This window comes from Streptomyces sparsus (genome assembly GCF_054776295.1).
On sequence record NZ_BAAHCA010000044.1, the window covers coordinates 1 to 14,930 of the forward strand.

General features: G+C 69.6%; 17 protein-coding genes. All 17 read left to right on the forward strand.

The genetic code is table 11. The annotated features are described in order from the left end of the window. Positions 1-901, forward strand: a 901-nt coding sequence (locus tag ACYVE9_RS05235) for an LCP family protein (RefSeq protein ID WP_461026520.1), incomplete at its 5' end; no start/stop codon positions are given. A gap of 203 nt (positions 902-1,104) precedes the next feature. After that, entirely contained in the window at positions 1,105-1,323 is a 219-nt protein-coding gene (rpmE, locus tag ACYVE9_RS05240; protein WP_461026521.1) for a 50S ribosomal protein L31, read from the forward strand. A 135-nt stretch (positions 1,324-1,458) separates the two neighbouring features. After that, positions 1,459-2,529, forward strand: coding sequence for a peptide chain release factor 1 (gene prfA, locus ACYVE9_RS05245; RefSeq protein ID WP_461026522.1), 1,071 nt, complete (start codon positions 1,459-1,461; stop codon positions 2,527-2,529). 33 nt (positions 2,530-2,562) lie between these two features. Further along, positions 2,563-3,408, forward strand: coding sequence for a peptide chain release factor N(5)-glutamine methyltransferase (prmC, locus tag ACYVE9_RS05250; protein WP_461026535.1), 846 nt, complete (start codon positions 2,563-2,565; stop codon positions 3,406-3,408). Beyond that, positions 3,409-4,056 carry an L-threonylcarbamoyladenylate synthase gene (locus tag ACYVE9_RS05255; RefSeq protein WP_461026523.1) on the forward strand — a complete coding sequence of 216 codons (648 nt, stop codon included), beginning with the start codon at positions 3,409-3,411 and terminating at the stop codon, positions 4,054-4,056. Then, the gene (locus ACYVE9_RS05260) at positions 4,053-4,694 is read left to right on the forward strand and encodes an arsenate reductase/protein-tyrosine-phosphatase family protein (protein ID WP_461026524.1); all 642 of its coding nucleotides are present in this window, start codon (positions 4,053-4,055) and stop codon (positions 4,692-4,694) included. Before ACYVE9_RS05255 ends, ACYVE9_RS05260 begins: the two co-directional genes overlap by 4 nt. Positions 4,695-4,768: 74 nt before the next feature. Next, on the forward strand, positions 4,769-6,055 hold the full coding sequence (locus tag ACYVE9_RS05265; RefSeq protein ID WP_461026525.1) for an MraY family glycosyltransferase: 1,287 nt from the start codon (positions 4,769-4,771) through the stop codon (positions 6,053-6,055). A 235-nt stretch (positions 6,056-6,290) separates the two neighbouring features. After that, complete coding sequence (locus tag ACYVE9_RS05270; protein WP_461026526.1) at positions 6,291-6,722, forward strand: hypothetical protein; 432 nt, start codon at positions 6,291-6,293, stop codon at positions 6,720-6,722. 249 nt (positions 6,723-6,971) lie between these two features. Continuing rightward, positions 6,972-7,805, forward strand: a complete 834-nt coding sequence (gene atpB, locus ACYVE9_RS05275; protein ID WP_461026536.1) for a F0F1 ATP synthase subunit A — start codon at positions 6,972-6,974, stop codon at positions 7,803-7,805. Between the two features lie 88 nt (positions 7,806-7,893). Further along, on the forward strand, positions 7,894-8,124 hold the full coding sequence (gene atpE / locus ACYVE9_RS05280; protein ID WP_461026527.1) for an ATP synthase F0 subunit C: 231 nt from the start codon (positions 7,894-7,896) through the stop codon (positions 8,122-8,124). A 37-nt stretch (positions 8,125-8,161) separates the two neighbouring features. Continuing rightward, entirely contained in the window at positions 8,162-8,707 is a 546-nt protein-coding gene (locus ACYVE9_RS05285; protein ID WP_461026528.1) for a F0F1 ATP synthase subunit B, read from the forward strand. Next, entirely contained in the window at positions 8,704-9,528 is an 825-nt protein-coding gene (locus ACYVE9_RS05290; RefSeq protein WP_461026529.1) for a F0F1 ATP synthase subunit delta, read from the forward strand. Before ACYVE9_RS05285 ends, ACYVE9_RS05290 begins: the two co-directional genes overlap by 4 nt. Before the next feature lie 94 nt (positions 9,529-9,622). Continuing rightward, positions 9,623-11,194: a F0F1 ATP synthase subunit alpha gene (atpA, locus tag ACYVE9_RS05295; protein ID WP_461026530.1), complete on the forward strand. Its 1,572-nt coding sequence runs from the start codon at positions 9,623-9,625 to the stop codon at positions 11,192-11,194. 2 nt (positions 11,195-11,196) lie between these two features. Beyond that, a complete protein-coding gene (locus ACYVE9_RS05300; protein WP_461026531.1) occupies positions 11,197-12,126 on the forward strand; it encodes a F0F1 ATP synthase subunit gamma in 930 nt (309 codons plus the stop codon). A gap of 2 nt (positions 12,127-12,128) precedes the next feature. Further along, positions 12,129-13,583 (forward strand): F0F1 ATP synthase subunit beta, encoded by a 1,455-nt coding sequence (gene atpD, locus ACYVE9_RS05305; RefSeq protein ID WP_461026532.1) that lies wholly within the window; start codon positions 12,129-12,131, stop codon positions 13,581-13,583. Between the two features lie 91 nt (positions 13,584-13,674). Then, positions 13,675-14,058, forward strand: a complete 384-nt coding sequence (locus ACYVE9_RS05310; RefSeq protein ID WP_461026533.1) for a F0F1 ATP synthase subunit epsilon — start codon at positions 13,675-13,677, stop codon at positions 14,056-14,058. A gap of 136 nt (positions 14,059-14,194) precedes the next feature. Continuing rightward, positions 14,195-14,647: a DUF2550 domain-containing protein gene (locus ACYVE9_RS05315; protein WP_461026534.1), complete on the forward strand. Its 453-nt coding sequence runs from the start codon at positions 14,195-14,197 to the stop codon at positions 14,645-14,647. Positions 14,648-14,930 lie beyond the last annotated feature (283 nt).

A 14,930-nucleotide genomic window follows, 5' to 3' on the forward strand; every position in this document is an offset into this window, starting at 1 on the left:
CCGCAGGCGGCCCAGCCGGCGCCAGCGGGCCCTGCGCGTCACCGCCTGGTCCACAGCGGCGGTCCTCACGCTCGGCGCGGGCGGCGGCGCGTTCGTCTACTCCAAGCTCAACGGCAACCTCTCCGGCGTCGACATCAACGCCGCACTCGACGGCGACCGGCCGGCCGAACCGCCCGGCGGCTCCCTGGACCTGCTGGTCCTCGGCTCCGACTCACGCGACGGCCGGAACGCCGCCTACGGCACCGACGAGGGCTCCGCACGCGCCGACACGGCGATGATCGTGCACATAGCCGAGGACCACCGCAGTGCCGACGTCGTGTCCATCCCGCGCGACACCCTGGTGGAGCGGCCGCGGTGCGGCGGTGCGGACGGCACGGCCGTGCCGGCGGCGGAACGGGCGATGTTCAACGAGTCCTACGCGCTCGGCGGCCCCGCCTGCGCGGTGAGAACCGTCGAAGCGATGACGGACATCCGGATGGACCACTACGTCGAGGTCGACTTCACCGGCTTCAAGAAGCTCATCGACACCCTCGGCGGCGTTCAGGTAACCATCGGCGAGGCGATCCACGACCGCGGCAGCCGCCTCGACCTGGAGGCCGGCACCCACACCCTCGGCGGGGAGCAGGCCCTCGGCCTGGTCCGCACCCGCAAGGGCGTCGGCGACGGCAGCGACCTGGGCCGCATCCAGGTGCAGCAGGCGTTCGTCAAGGCCCTGGTCGAGCAGACCAGGGACGTCGACGCACTGGGCGACCCCGGCAAGCTCCTCCGCCTCGCCGACACCGGCACGTCCGCGCTCACCACCGACTCCGAACTGGCGTCGGTCAACGCGCTGGCCTCCCTCGCCGCCACACTCAGGGGCGTCAGCGCGGACCGGACCGAAGCCGGGGACGTGCTGCGCTGAACCGGGCCGCCGGCCCGCCCGGTCATCAACCGTCCCGGTGCCTTCCGCCCGCCCCGGGACGCTCCGGCCGCGGGCGGGAATACCCGGCGGCTCCTCCTCGTTTTGGGAGGTGCGGCCAGAAGTGGCAGACTGGTCCGTCGGTCCCGGTTCACGTCCCGTAATCCGCGCGACGACCCGGCACCCTCCCGAACCTAGGAGACACCTTGAAGCGCGACATCCACCCCGAGTACACCGAGACCCAGGTCAGCTGCACCTGCGGCGCGGAGTTCACGACCCGCAGCACCGTCAAGGAAGGCGCCATCCGCGCCGACGTGTGCTCGGCGTGCCACCCCTTCTACACCGGCAAGCAGAAGATCCTCGACACCGGTGGCCGCGTGGCCCGCTTCGAGGCCCGCTTCGGCAAGAAGGCCGAGAAGAAGTAGCGACCCACAGCGCCGGTCCCCGTACCGCCCGAGGCGGCGGTACGGGACCGGCGTTTTGTCGTCCCCGGTGGCGGCACGCACGCCGCGTCCCACCGACAGCGGTACATCCCCCCTTCTTCCCAGTGAGGACACCCGATGTTCGAGGCGGTCGAGGAACTGATCGGCGAGCACGCCGACCTCGAGAAGCAGCTCGCCGACCCCTCCGTCCACGCGAACCAGGGACGGGCGAGGTCGCTCAACAAGCGGTACGCCGAGCTGACCCCCATCCTCGCCGCCTACCGCGAGTGGAAGCGCTACTCCGACGACATCGAGACGGCCCGCGAGCTGGCCGCCGACGACCCGGACTTCATCGCCGAGGTCAAGGACCTCGAAAGCCGCCGCGAGGACGTCACCGAACGGCTGCGGCTGCTGCTCGTACCCCGGGACCCCAGCGACGACAAGGACGTCATCCTGGAGATCAAGGCGGGGGAGGGCGGCGACGAGTCCGCGCTCTTCGCCGGGGACCTGCTGCGCATGTACCTCCGCTACGCCGAGCGGCGCGGCTGGAAGTCCGAGATCATCGAGTCCAACGAGTCCGACCTCGGCGGCTACAAGGACGTCCAGGTCGCCGTGAAGACCCGCGGCCAGACCGAGCCCGGCCTCGGCGTGTGGGCCCGCCTCAAGTACGAGGGCGGCGTGCACCGCGTGCAGCGGGTGCCGGCCACCGAGTCGCAGGGCCGCATCCACACCTCGGCCGCCGGCGTGCTGGTGCTGCCCGAGGCGGAGGACGTCGACGTCGAGGTGAACGCGGGTGACCTTCGCATCGACGTCTACCGTTCCTCCGGGCCCGGCGGCCAGTCGGTCAACACCACCGACTCGGCGGTGCGCATCACGCACCTGCCCAGCGGCATCGTCGTCTCCTGCCAGAACGAGAAGAGCCAGCTCCAGAACAAGGAGCAGGCGCTGCGCATCCTGCGGGCCCGGCTGCTGGCCGCCGCCCAGGAGGAGGCCGAGCGGGAGGCGTCCGACGCCCGCCGCAGCCAGGTGCGGACCGTCGACCGGTCCGAGCGGGTGCGCACCTACAACTATCCGGAGAACCGGATCTCCGACCACCGCGTCGGCTTCAAGGCGTACAACCTCGACCAGGTGCTCGACGGTGAACTCGATCCGGTGATCCAGGCCTGCGTGGACGCCGACTCCGCCGCCAAACTGGCCGCGGCCCAGTAAGCGCACACAAGGGGACGGGTGACAAAGAAGACCATGAACGTTCTCCTGGCCGAGGTGGCGCAAGCCACCCAGCGGCTGGCCGACGCGGGGGTGCCCTCGCCGCGGTTCGACGCCGAGGAACTGGCCGCCTACGTGCACGGCGTCCGGCGCGGCGAGCTGCACCGCGTCGCCGACCCGGACTTCGACGCCCGCTACTGGGAGGCCATCGCCCGGCGCGAGGCCCGCGAGCCACTCCAGCACATCACCGGGCGCGCCTTCTTCCGCTACCTTGAACTCCAGGTCGGCAAAGGCGTGTTCGTGCCTCGTCCGGAGACCGAGTCGGTCGTCGGCTGGGCGATAGACGCGGTACGGGCGATGGACGTCGCCGAGCCGCTCATCGTCGACCTGTGCACCGGGTCCGGCGCGATCGCGCTCGCGCTCGCCCAGGAGGTGCCCCGCTCCCGCGTGCACGCCGTGGAGTTGGACGAGGGCGCCCTGACGTGGGCCCGCAAGAACACCGCGGGCTCCCGGGTCAGCCTGCGGCACGGCGACGCGCTCACCGCCTTCCCCGAACTCGACGGGCAGGTCGACCTGGTCATCTCCAATCCGCCGTACATCCCGCTGACCGAGTGGGAGTATGTCGCTCCTGAGGCCCGCGACCACGATCCGGAACTGGCATTGTTCTCCGGCGAGGACGGCTTGGACTTCATCCGCGGGCTGGAACGCACCGCCCACCGGCTGCTCCGCCCCGGCGGAGTGGTCGTCGTCGAGCACGCGGACACCCAGGGCGGGCAGGTGCCCTGGATCTTCGCCGAGGACCGCGGCTGGGCGGACGCCGCGGACCACCCCGATCTCAACAACCGTCCCCGATTCGCCACAGCCCGCAGGGAGGTGCCGTAAATGGCACGGCGCTACGACTGCTCCGAGGCAACCGATCGCCAGACCGGTCTGCGTGAAGCCGCTTCGGCAGTACGCCGCGGGGAGCTGGTAGTGCTCCCCACCGACACGGTCTACGGCATCGGTGCCGACGCCTTCAGCCCCGAGGCGGTCAACGACCTGCTCGCCGCCAAGGGCCGGGGCCGGGGCATGCCCTCCCCGGTGCTGGTCGGCACCCCGAACACCCTGCACGGCATCGTCACCGGCTTCTCCGAGTCGGCCTGGGAACTCGTCGACGCCTTCTGGCCCGGCGCGCTCACCCTCGTCGCCCGCCAGCAGCCGTCCCTCACGTGGGACCTCGGCGAGACCGGCGACACCGTGGCGGTCCGCATGCCGCTGCACCCGGTCGCCATCGAACTGCTGACCGAGGTCGGCCCGATGGCGGTGTCCTCCGCCAACCTGACCGGCCAGCCCGCGCCGCAGACCTGCGACAGCGCCCAGGGCATGCTCGGTGACTCCGTCGCCGTCTACCTCGACGGCGGACCGACACCCGACACCGTGCCGTCGTCGATCGTCGACGTCACCGGGGAGGTGCCGGTGCTGCTGCGCGCGGGCGCCATCAGCGCGGAGGAACTGCGCAAGGTGGTACCCGACTTGAGGGAGGGGAGTTGACCACGCCCGAAAGGCGTGGCATACCGGCTCACTCCCGCTTCCGGATCCTCCACGTCTCCACCGGCAACGTCTGCCGCTCGCCGATCACCGAGCGGCTGACCCGCCATGCCCTCGCGGCCCGACTCGACGGCCCGCTCGCCGGCGGCCTGCTCGTCGAGAGCGCCGGCACCTGGGGCCACGAGGGTGCGCCGATGGAGGAGCACGCCGCGACGGTGCTCGCCGACTACGGCGCGGACCCGTCCGGCTTCACCGGGCGCGAACTGCTCGACGAGCACGTCATCCGGGCCGACCTGGTGCTGACCGCCACCCGCGACCACCGGGCCCAGGTCATCTCCATGGGGCACTCCGCCGGCCTGCGCACCTTCACCCTCAAGGAGTTCACCCGGCTGGTGCGCGCCATAGACCCGGCGACGCTGCCCGCCCCGGAGTCCGTCGGGGGCGTGGCCGACCGCGCCCGCGCCCTGGTGCAGGCCGCCCCCGCACTGCGCGGCCGGCTGCTGGCCCCCACCGCCGAGGCCGACGAGGTCTACGACCCGTACGGGGCGCCCATCACCTACTTCCGCAGCGTCGGCGAGGAGATCAGCGACGCCCTCGACCCCGTGGTGACCGCGCTCACCGGCGTGCCGGCCCCGGCGTAGGCTTCGCAGACCGGCCCACCACCCGCCGGTGTCCTAGGGTGGCGACAGATACCTGAGAGATCCCTGGGGAGCCCGTGCGTGAGTATCTCCTGACGTTGTGCGTCACGGCCGCGGTCACCTACCTGCTGACCGGGCCGGTACGGAAGTTCGCCATCGCCGCGGGCGCCATGCCCCCGGTGCGGGCCCGTGACGTGCACCGGGAGCCGACACCGCGACTCGGCGGCATCGCGATGTTCGGCGGGTTGTGCGCCGGCCTGCTGGTGGCCTCGCAACTCGACAACATCGGCGAGGTGTTCACGCTTTCCGACGAACCCCGGGCGCTGCTGGCCGGCGCCGGCATCATCTGGCTGCTGGGGGTCCTGGACGACAAGTGGGGCGTGGACGCCCTGGTCAAGCTCGGCGGTCAGATGATCGCCGCCGGCGTGATGGTGTGGCAGGGCCTCACCATCCTCTGGCTGCCCGTCCCCTCCGTCGGCAACGTCGCCGTGACGCCCGTCCAGGGCACCCTGCTGACCGTGGCCCTCGTTGTCGTCACCATCAACGCCGTCAACTTCGTCGACGGCCTGGACGGTCTCGCGGCCGGCATGGTGTGCCTCGCGGCGATCGCGTTCTTCATGTACGCGTACCGCATGTGGTTCGGCCACGGCGTGGAAGGGGCGGCACCGGCCACCCTGTTCGCCGCCATCCTGATCGGCATGTGCCTGGGCTTCCTGCCGCACAACATGCACCCCGCCCGGATCTTCATGGGCGACTCCGGCTCGATGCTCATCGGCCTGGTGCTGGCCGCCGGCGCGGTGTCCATCACCGGCCAGGTCGACCCGGACCGCATCACCGACGCCGAGGGCTCCATCCGTTCCGGCGTGTACTCGATGGTGCCGGTCTACATGCCGCTGCTGCTGCCGCTGACGATCCTCGCCGTGCCGCTGGCGGACCTGGTGCTCGCCATCGTGCGCCGCACCTGGAACGGCCAGTCCCCGTTCGCCGCCGACCGCGGCCACCTGCACCACCGGCTGCTGGAGATCGGCCACTCGCACAGCCGTGCCGTGCTGATCATGTACTTCTGGTCGGCGCTGATCGCCTTCGGCGCCGTCGCCTTCTCGGTGCCGGGGGCCAGCCAGATCATCGTGCTGGTCGTGGTGCTGCTCAGCGCCGTCGGCCTGGTGGTGCTCCTGCTGCCGCGCTTCACCCCGCGAGCACCGCGCTGGGCCCAGCGCGTCGTGCCGCCCCGCTACCGCAGGCGTCCCGAGGAGCCGTCCCCGGAACTCGTCGAACAGGCCCGTGCCGCCGGCCTCAACGGCTCCACCGCGGTGGGTGACCGGGAGAGCCTCCACGAGCGGAAGAAGATCGACAGCCGGTCGTGATCCGGTCGCGCGGAGTGAGCCGAATGACGCGCGTCGTTAGCCCGAACGTGTGATCTCACGCACACGATGTAGGTAAAGACCTCATCAAATAGTTTGTGATACCGTTCACGAGAACCGGCGAGGGAGTCGGGGGACCGCACTGTGACGGTCCCCGCCCAGCGTGGTCACGCGGCCGGCGTTTAGGCTCACCACGAGTTCTTTCCGACCTTCTGTCCCCTGTGCTGGAGCAGCATTCATGCAGTCGAACGACGCCCGGATCCTCCGCGGCGCCGCGATCCCCACGGCGGGCGCCGGTCTCATCGGCATCGCTGTGGGTGTGGTCGCGGCCGGTGTCGAGGGTGCGATCGGTGCCGCGCTCGGCACGGTGCTGGTCCTCGCCTTCTTCGGTGCCGGTCTGTACTGGCTGAGTGTGATCGGTGAGCGCTGGCCCGAGATGTTCATGGGCGCCGGTGTTCTCGTCTACACCACCCAGATCCTGATCCTGCTCGTCCTGCTGCGGCTCTTCCGGGACGCCACCTTCATGGACGGGCGGGTGTTCGGGTTCACGATGCTCGGCTGCCTCCTCGTCTGGCTCGCGGGTCAGGCCTGGTCGCACACCCGGGTGAAGACCCTGTATGTCGAGACCGACAACGCCCCGACCGACACCGACGCGGAGCCGCGCGCATGAGCGCCCCGCACGCGTGTTCCGACAGTAGGGGCGACATAAAGACCCCCTCGCCGGACTGCTATCGTCCGACGCCGAGAGTGTGGCGAGCAACGGAGCGTGTGCTGTGCGGGACAGCGGCGCGTCCTATCCGCCTTCCTGCGGGTCGTCCTGCCACTGAGGCGGCCGTCCCCTCTCCCGCGATACCCAGTCCAGTGCCGCTCAGTGGCCTCGCGCCACGCCGACACATCGAGGTAGCCGTACCTATGCGTCATACCGAAGGAGCTCGCGGTGAGTAGTGACCAGTTGCTCGCCTTCGAGACCGACTGCCACCTCTTTCAGGGGTGCGGCTTCAGTACCGTGACACCCAGTGTGTGGTCGTTCCTCTTCGATCCGATCCTCACCGTGGGTCCGCTCGAGTTCAACAAGCCGATGCTGCTGGCGATCCTCGGCACGGCCCTCATCATCGGCTTCTTCTGGGCGGCCTTCTCCAAGCCGAAGGTCGTGCCCGGCAAGCTGCAGATGGTCGCCGAGATCCTCTACGACTTCGTGCGCAAGGGCATCGCCCGCGAGGTGATGGGCAAGAAGGGCGAGCCCTTCGTCCCGCTGCTGGTGTCGCTCTTCTTCTTCGTCTGGATGATGAACCTCTGGGCGATCATCCCGCTGGCCCAGTTCCCGGTCACCTCCGTCATCGCCTACCCGGCGGCGCTCGCGCTGGTGGTGTGGGTCACCTACATGACGGTGACCTTCCGGACGAACGGCTTCGTCGGCGGCCTCCGCAACCTCTGTGTGCCCAGCGGGCTGCCCAAGCCGATCTACGTCATCCTGACGCCGATCGAGTTCGTCTCGAACATCTTCGTACGGCCCTTCACGCTGGCCGTGCGTCTCTTCGCCAACATGTTCGCCGGTCACACGCTGATCCTGATCTTCACGATCGCGACCTGGTACATGCTCGGCACCGTGCTCGGCACCGTCTACGCCACCGCCTCGTTCGCCATGACCATCGTGCTCACGGTCTTCGAGCTGTTCATCCAGGCGCTGCAGGCGTACGTCTTCACCGTGCTGACCGCCACCTACATCTCCCAGGCGCTCGAAGAAGCCCACTGAGAGACCCAAGCCACTTCACTCCGGCTCGACCCCCAACACGTCCGGTGGACCAACCACCCACCGGCCCACCAAGAGAAGGAACCACGGAATGTCTGCTCTCGAGACCCTCGCGGCCGTAGAAGGCAACATCGGCACCGTCGGCTACGGCCTGGCCGCGATCGGCCCCGGTATCGGCGTCGGCATCATCTTCGGTAACGGCGTGCAGGCGATCGCCCGCCAGCCCGAGGCCGCCGGCCTGATCCGGCAGAACATGCTGCTCGGCTTCGCCGTCGTCGAGGCCCTGGCCCTGATCGGCTTCGTCGTCCCGTTCATCCTCTGACGGTCCGTTCTTAAGCCGGATCGACGAAAGGTCCCCCATGATGTACCTGGCAGCTGAGGAACCGCAGTCACCGCTGTTCCCCGTGTGGCCTGAGGTCGTCATCGGCCTGCTTGCCTTCGGCATCGTCTTCTTCGTCTTCGCCAAGAAGCTCCTCCCCGCCATCAACAAGGCACTGGAAGAGCGTCACGCGAAGATCGAGGGCGGCATCGAGAACGCCGAGGCGCTCCAGGCCGAGGCCCAGCAGACGCTCGAGGAGTACCGCGAGCAGCTGAAGGACGCCCGGCACGAGGCCGCGCGACTGCGCCAGGAGGCGCAGGAGCAGGGCGCCGCGCTCATCGCCGAGATGCGTGCGGAAGGCCAGCGGCAGCGTGAGGAGATCGTCGCCGCCGGTCACACCCAGATCGAGGCCGACCGCAAGCAGGCGTCGCTGGCTCTGCGCCAGGACGTCGGCAAGCTGGCCACCGACCTGGCGGGCCGGCTCGTCGGCGAGTCCCTTGAGGACCACGCCCGGCAGAGCCGCGTCATCGACCGGTTCCTCGACGAGCTCGAGAGCACCGCGACGAACGCCGAGGCCGCCCGATGAACGGAGCGAGCCGCGACGCACTGGCTGCCGCTCGGGAGCGACTCGACGCGCTCACGGACAACACGTCCGTGGACGCGGTGAAGCTCGCCGACGAGCTGGCCGCCATCACCGCTCTGCTCGACCGTGAGGTGTCGCTGCGTCGGGTCCTGACCGACCCGGCGCAGTCCGGCGACGCCAAGGCCGCGCTGGTGGGCCGGGTACTCACCGCCCAGGTCGACGGCGAGACCGTCGACCTGGTGGCCGGTATGGCCCGGGCCCGCTGGTCGCGTTCGCGCGACCTCGTCGACGCGATCGAGGAGCTGGCCGACCACGCCGACCTGATCGCCGCCGAGCGGAACGGCACCCTGGACGACGTCGAGGACGAGATCTTCCGGTTCAGCCGGATCGTCGCCTCCTCGACCGAGCTGCGGGCCGCCCTCACCGGCAAGATCGGTGAGCCGGCCTACAAGTCCGCGCAGCGCGAGCTGCTGGGGCGCCTGCTCGGCGGCCGGGCCCGGCCCGCGACCGAGCGACTGGTCACCCGACTCGTCGGTCAGCCACGAGGCCGTAGCCTGGAGAGCGGGCTCGACGCCCTCTCCCGGCTCGCGGCGGAGCGCCGGAACCGCTCGGTGGCCGTGGTCACCTCCGCGGTCCCGCTCAGCGATGGGCAGCGGGAGCGCCTCGGCGCCGCGCTGACCAGGCTGTACGGCCGGCAGGTGCACCTGAACCTGGACGTGGACCCCACGGTCCTCGGCGGGATCACGGTGCGCATCGGTGACGAGGTCATCAACGGCACCGTCGGCGACCGTCTGGAAGAGGTCGAGCGGCGGATGGCCGGCTGACGCCGGTCCCACCAACTCAACAAGCAGTACATAGCGGCCCGAGTTGGGCCGTAGCAGACACTTACGGGCCCAACAAGGAGAGCAGGGAACCCAGATGGCGGAGCTCACGATCCGGCCGGATGAGATCCGGGACGCGCTGGAGAACTTTGTCCAGTCGTACACGCCGGACGCGGCCTCGCGCGACGAGGTCGGGACGGTCAGCGCTGCCGGCGACGGCATCGCCAAGATCGAGGGCCTTCCCTCGGTCATGGCCAACGAACTGCTGAAGTTCGAGGACGGAAGCCTCGGTCTCGCCCTCAACCTCGAGGAGCGGGAGATCGGCGCGGTCGTTCTCGGCGAGTTCAGCGGCGTCGAGGAGGGCCAGCCGGTGCAGCGCACCGGTGAGGTCCTGTCCGTCGCGGTCGGCGAGGGCTACCTCGGCCGTGTCGTCGACCCGCTGGGAAACCCGGTCGACGGCCTCGGCGACATCAGCACCGAGGGTCGCCGTGCCCTCGAGCTGCAGGCCCCCACGGTCATGGACCGCAAGTCGGTGCACGAGCCGATGGAGACGGGCTACAAGGCCGTCGACGCCATGACCCCGATCGGCCGCGGCCAGCGCCAGCTGGTCATCGGCGACCGGCAGACGGGCAAGACCGCGCTCGCGGTCGACACGATCATCAACCAGCGCGACAACTGGCGCTCGGGTGACGTGAACAAGCAGGTGCGCTGCATCTACGTCGCCATCGGCCAGAAGGGCTCCACCATCGCGTCCGTGCGCGGTGCCCTGGAGGAGGCCGGCGCGCTGGAGTACACCACCATCGTCGCCGCCCCGGCGTCCGACCCGGCGGGCTTCAAGTACCTGGCGCCCTACACCGGCTCGGCCATCGGCCAGCACTGGATGTACCAGGGCAAGCACGTCCTGATCATCTTCGACGACCTGTCGAAGCAGGCCGACGCCTACCGCGCCGTCTCCCTGCTGCTGCGTCGCCCGCCGGGCCGCGAGGCCTACCCGGGTGACGTCTTCTACCTGCACTCCCGGCTGCTCGAGCGCTGCGCGAAGCTGTCCGAGGAGATGGGCTCCGGTTCGATGACGGGTCTGCCGATCGTCGAGACCAAGGCCAACGACGTGTCGGCGTTCATTCCGACCAACGTCATCTCCATCACCGACGGCCAGTGCTTCCTGGAGTCCGACCTGTTCAACGCGGGCCAGCGCCCGGCGCTGAACGTCGGTATCTCGGTCTCCCGAGTCGGTGGCTCCGCCCAGCACAAGGCGATGAAGCAGGTCTCCGGCCGGCTCCGTGTCGACCTGGCCCAGTTCCGTGAGCTGGAGGCGTTCGCCGCCTTCGGTTCCGACCTGGACGCCGCGTCGAAGTCGTCGCTGGAGCGCGGTCAGCGCATGGTCGAGCTGCTCAAGCAGTCGCAGTACGCCCCGTACCCGACCGAGGACCAGGTCGTCTCCATCTGGGCCGGCAGCACCGGCCTCATGGACGACGTGCCCGTGGTGGACATCCGCCGGTTCGAGCGTGAGCTGCTGGACTTCCTGCACCGCGAGCACAAGGACCTCATGACGTCGATCCGTGACGGCGGCAAGATGTCCGACGACACGCTGCAGAAGCTCGGCGAGCTGGTCAACGGCTTCAAGCAGCAGTTCGAGACCGCGGACGGCAAGCTCCTGGGCGAGGGCTGAGCATGGGTGCCCAGCTCCGGGTCTACAAGCGGCGGATCAAGTCCGTCACTGCGACCAAGAAGATCACCAAGGCGATGGAGATGATCGCCGCCTCGCGCATCGTCAAGGCGCAGCGCAAGGTGGCGGCCTCCGGTCCGTACGCCGAGGAACTCACCGCCGCGGTCACCGCGGTGGCGCACGGGGCGGCGGACGTCAAGCACCCTCTGACCACCGAGGTGGAGAACCCCACCCGGGCCGCGGTACTGCTCATCACGAGCGACCGCGGTCTGGCCGGCGGTTACTCCAGCAACGCGATCAAGGCTGCGGAGCACCTCACGACGCAGCTGCGGAACGAGCGCAAGGACGTCTCCACGTTCATCGTGGGCCGTAAGGGTCTGGCGTACTACAACTTCCGTGAGCGCCAGGTCGAGCAGTCCTGGACCGGCTTCACGGACAGCCCGACCTACGCGGACGCGAAGGCCGTGGCGGCTCCGCTCATCGAGGCGCTGGAGCGGGACACCGCTGCGGGCGGCGTCGACGAGCTGCACATCGTCTTCACCGAGTTCGTCTCGATGATGACGCAGAACCCGGTCGAGCGCCGGATGCTGCCGCTGACGTTCGAGAAGAGCGCGGAGGAGTCGGCCGAGGTCATCAACGGCAACCGCGTCCACGCGCTGTACGACTTCGAGCCGTCGGCCGAGGAGGTCCTCGACGCGCTGCTGCCGCGGTACGTCGAGAGCCGGGTCTACAACGCGCTGTTGCAGGCCGCCGCCTCCGAGCACGCTGCGCGCCGGCGTGCGATGAAGTCGGCGACAGACAACGCCGAAGACCTCATCAAGTCGCTCACGCGGCTTGCCAACGCGGCCCGTCAGGCCGACATCACCCAGGAAATCAGCGAGATCGTCGGTGGTGCCAGCGCGCTGGCCGACGCCTCTGCGGGGAGTGACCGATAACTATGACCACCACTGTTGAGACGGCCCCCGCGTCCGGCGCGGCAACCGGCCGCGTCGCGCGGGTCATCGGCCCGGTCGTCGACGTGGAGTTCCCCGTCGACGCGATGCCCGAGATCTACAACGCCCTGACCGTCGAGGTCCTGGACTTCGCCAAGGGCAGCGGCACCAAGACCCTCACCCTGGAGGTCGCACAGCACCTGGGTGAAGGTGTGGTGCGCGCCATCTCCATGGAGCCCACCGACGGCCTGGTCCGCCAGGCCGCGGTGACCGACACCGGCGAGGGCATCACGGTGCCCGTCGGTGACGTCACCAAGGGCCGCGTGTTCAACACCCTCGGCAAGATCCTGAACGAGCCGGAGGCCGAGTCCGAGGTCACCGAGCGCTGGCCGATCCACCGCAAGGCTCCGGCCTTCGACCAGCTCGAGTCCAAGACCGAGATGTTCGAGACCGGCCTGAAGGTCGTCGACCTGCTGACCCCGTACGTCAAGGGCGGCAAGATCGGCCTCTTCGGCGGCGCGGGCGTCGGCAAGACCGTGCTCATCCAGGAAATGATCATGCGTGTGGCGAAGCTGCACGAGGGCGTTTCCGTGTTCGCCGGTGTCGGCGAGCGCACCCGTGAGGGCAACGACCTCATCGAGGAGATGGCCGAGTCCGGCGTTCTCCCGCAGACCGCGCTCGTCTTCGGTCAGATGGACGAGCCCCCGGGCACCCGTCTCCGGGTCGCGCTCGCGGGTCTGACCATGGCGGAGTACTTCCGCGATGTGCAGAAGCAGGACGTGCTGTTCTTCATCGACAACATCTTCCGCTTCACCCAGGCCGGCTCCGAGGTCTCCACGCTGCTCGGCCGGATGCCCTCCGCGGTGGGTTACCAGCCGAACCTGGCCGACGAGATGGGTGTGCTCCAGGAGCGCATCACCTCGACCCGTGGTCACTCGATCACCTCCATGCAGGCGATCTACGTGCCCGCGGACGACCTGACCGACCCGGCCCCGGCGACCACCTTCGCCCACCTGGACGCCACCACGGTGCTGTCCCGTCCGATCTCCGAGAAGGGCATCTACCCGGCGGTCGACCCGCTGGACTCGACGTCCCGGATTCTGGACCCGCGTTACATCTCGCAGGAGCACTACGACTGCGCCTCGCGCGTCAAGGGGATCCTGCAGAAGTACAAGGACCTCCAGGACATCATCGCCATTCTCGGTATCGACGAGCTGGGCGAGGAGGACAAGCTCACCGTCCACCGCGCCCGTCGCATCGAGCGCTTCCTGTCGCAGAACACCCACGCGGCGAAGCAGTTCACCGGTCTCGACGGATCGGACGTGCCGCTGGACGAGTCGATCGCCGCGTTCAACGCGATCGCCGACGGCGACTACGACCACTTCCCCGAGCAGGCGTTCTTCATGTGCGGTGGCCTGGACGACCTCAAGGCCAAGGCCAAGGAGCTGGGCGTCAACTGACACCCGTGCTTCGGTGGTGAGGGGCGGGTTGCCCCGCCCCTCACCGCACACACCCACTATCCTGTGAAAACCCCAGTTCCAAGGAGCCACTGTGGCTGAGCTGCACGTCGAGTTGGTTGCCGCCGACCGCAAGGTCTGGTCCGGTACGGCCAGCCTGGTCGTCGCGCGCACCTCCACGGGTGAGATCGGCGTCATGCCCGGCCACCAGCCGCTGCTGGGTGTGCTGGAGTCGGGCCCGGTCACCATCCGCACCACCGGGGAGAGCGGCGACGGCACGGTCATCGCCGCGGCGCACGGCGGTTTCATCTCGTTCGCCGACAACAAGCTGTCGCTCCTCGCCGAGGTGGCCGAGCTGAGCTACGAGATCGACGTCGAGCGGGCCGAGCGGGCACTCGAGCAGGCCAAGTCGGAGCAGGACGCGGCAGCGGAACGCCGTGCCGAGATCCGGCTGCGGGCTGTGGCGGTCGCACGCTGACCCGGTACGGAAACAGAACTCAGCCGCGGACGGCTCCGGAGTACACGCTCCGGACGGTCCGCGGCTGAAGCCATCATTGGTGCGGTCCGCGCCGGGGGCGCGGCACGCAGGGATTATGCGAGGAGGTCGGTGAGTGATGGTCCTCGCCCTGCTGCTGTGCGGACTGTTCCTGCTACTGCTGCTGGTGGCGCTGTTCGTGTTCGGCCTGCGCCGGCGACTGATCCAGCGTTCGGGCGGCACGTTCGACTGCAGCCTCCGCTGGGACGTGCCGGACGACGAGTCGGCCGACCCCAAGGGCAAGGGCTGGAGCTACGGGGTGGCCCGCTACAGCGGTGACCGCATCGAGTGGTTCCGCGTCTTCTCCTACGCCCCGCGTCCGCGCCGCTCCCTGCAACGGGACGCGATCGAGGTGCTCCAGCGCCGCACGCCGCGCGGCGAGGAGGAGCTGGCGCTGCTGTCCGACGCGCTGGTGCTCGCCTGCCGGCACCGCGGCGTCCGGGTGGAACTCGCCATGAGTGAGGACGCCCTTACCGGCTTTCTCGCCTGGCTGGAGGCAGCCCCGCCCGGCCAGCGCGTCAACGTCGCCTGAGCGCAGCGTCGCCTGAGCACGATGTCGCCTGAGCGGCACGTCTACGCGTCCTGACGCTGCGAGCCGGCGGGTGAGGCTCCGACCCCCTGCGGGCGACCGCGCCCGGCCTTGCGCGTCAGCGCAGCTGCTTGACCATGGTGTCGGACACCGGGCCGGAGGCCACGGTGGTGAAGCCCTCGGCCGCGTACAGCTCGGCGGCTCGGTTGGCCCGCTCGACGCTCAGCGACAGCCGGGTGTGGCCGGCGGCGGCCGCCCGGTCGACCAGCCCGCGCAGCAGGGCGGG

Excerpts from the sequence above, each read along its gene's own strand:
- prfA (WP_461026522.1), top strand. The coding sequence starts at position 1,459 with ATGTTCGAGGCGGTCGAGGAACTGATCGGCGAGCACGCCGACCTCGAG.
- prmC (WP_461026535.1), top strand. The coding sequence starts at position 2,563 with ATGAACGTTCTCCTGGCCGAGGTGGCGCAAGCCACCCAGCGGCTGGCC.
- ACYVE9_RS05255 (WP_461026523.1), top strand. The coding sequence starts at position 3,409 with ATGGCACGGCGCTACGACTGCTCCGAGGCAACCGATCGCCAGACCGGT.
- ACYVE9_RS05270 (WP_461026526.1), top strand. The coding sequence starts at position 6,291 with ATGCAGTCGAACGACGCCCGGATCCTCCGCGGCGCCGCGATCCCCACG.
- atpE (WP_461026527.1), top strand. The coding sequence starts at position 7,894 with ATGTCTGCTCTCGAGACCCTCGCGGCCGTAGAAGGCAACATCGGCACC.
- ACYVE9_RS05285 (WP_461026528.1), top strand. The coding sequence starts at position 8,162 with ATGATGTACCTGGCAGCTGAGGAACCGCAGTCACCGCTGTTCCCCGTG.
- ACYVE9_RS05290 (WP_461026529.1), top strand. The coding sequence starts at position 8,704 with ATGAACGGAGCGAGCCGCGACGCACTGGCTGCCGCTCGGGAGCGACTC.
- atpA (WP_461026530.1), top strand. The coding sequence starts at position 9,623 with ATGGCGGAGCTCACGATCCGGCCGGATGAGATCCGGGACGCGCTGGAG.
- ACYVE9_RS05300 (WP_461026531.1), top strand. The coding sequence starts at position 11,197 with ATGGGTGCCCAGCTCCGGGTCTACAAGCGGCGGATCAAGTCCGTCACT.
- atpD (WP_461026532.1), top strand. The coding sequence starts at position 12,129 with ATGACCACCACTGTTGAGACGGCCCCCGCGTCCGGCGCGGCAACCGGC.
- ACYVE9_RS05315 (WP_461026534.1), top strand. The coding sequence starts at position 14,195 with ATGGTCCTCGCCCTGCTGCTGTGCGGACTGTTCCTGCTACTGCTGCTG.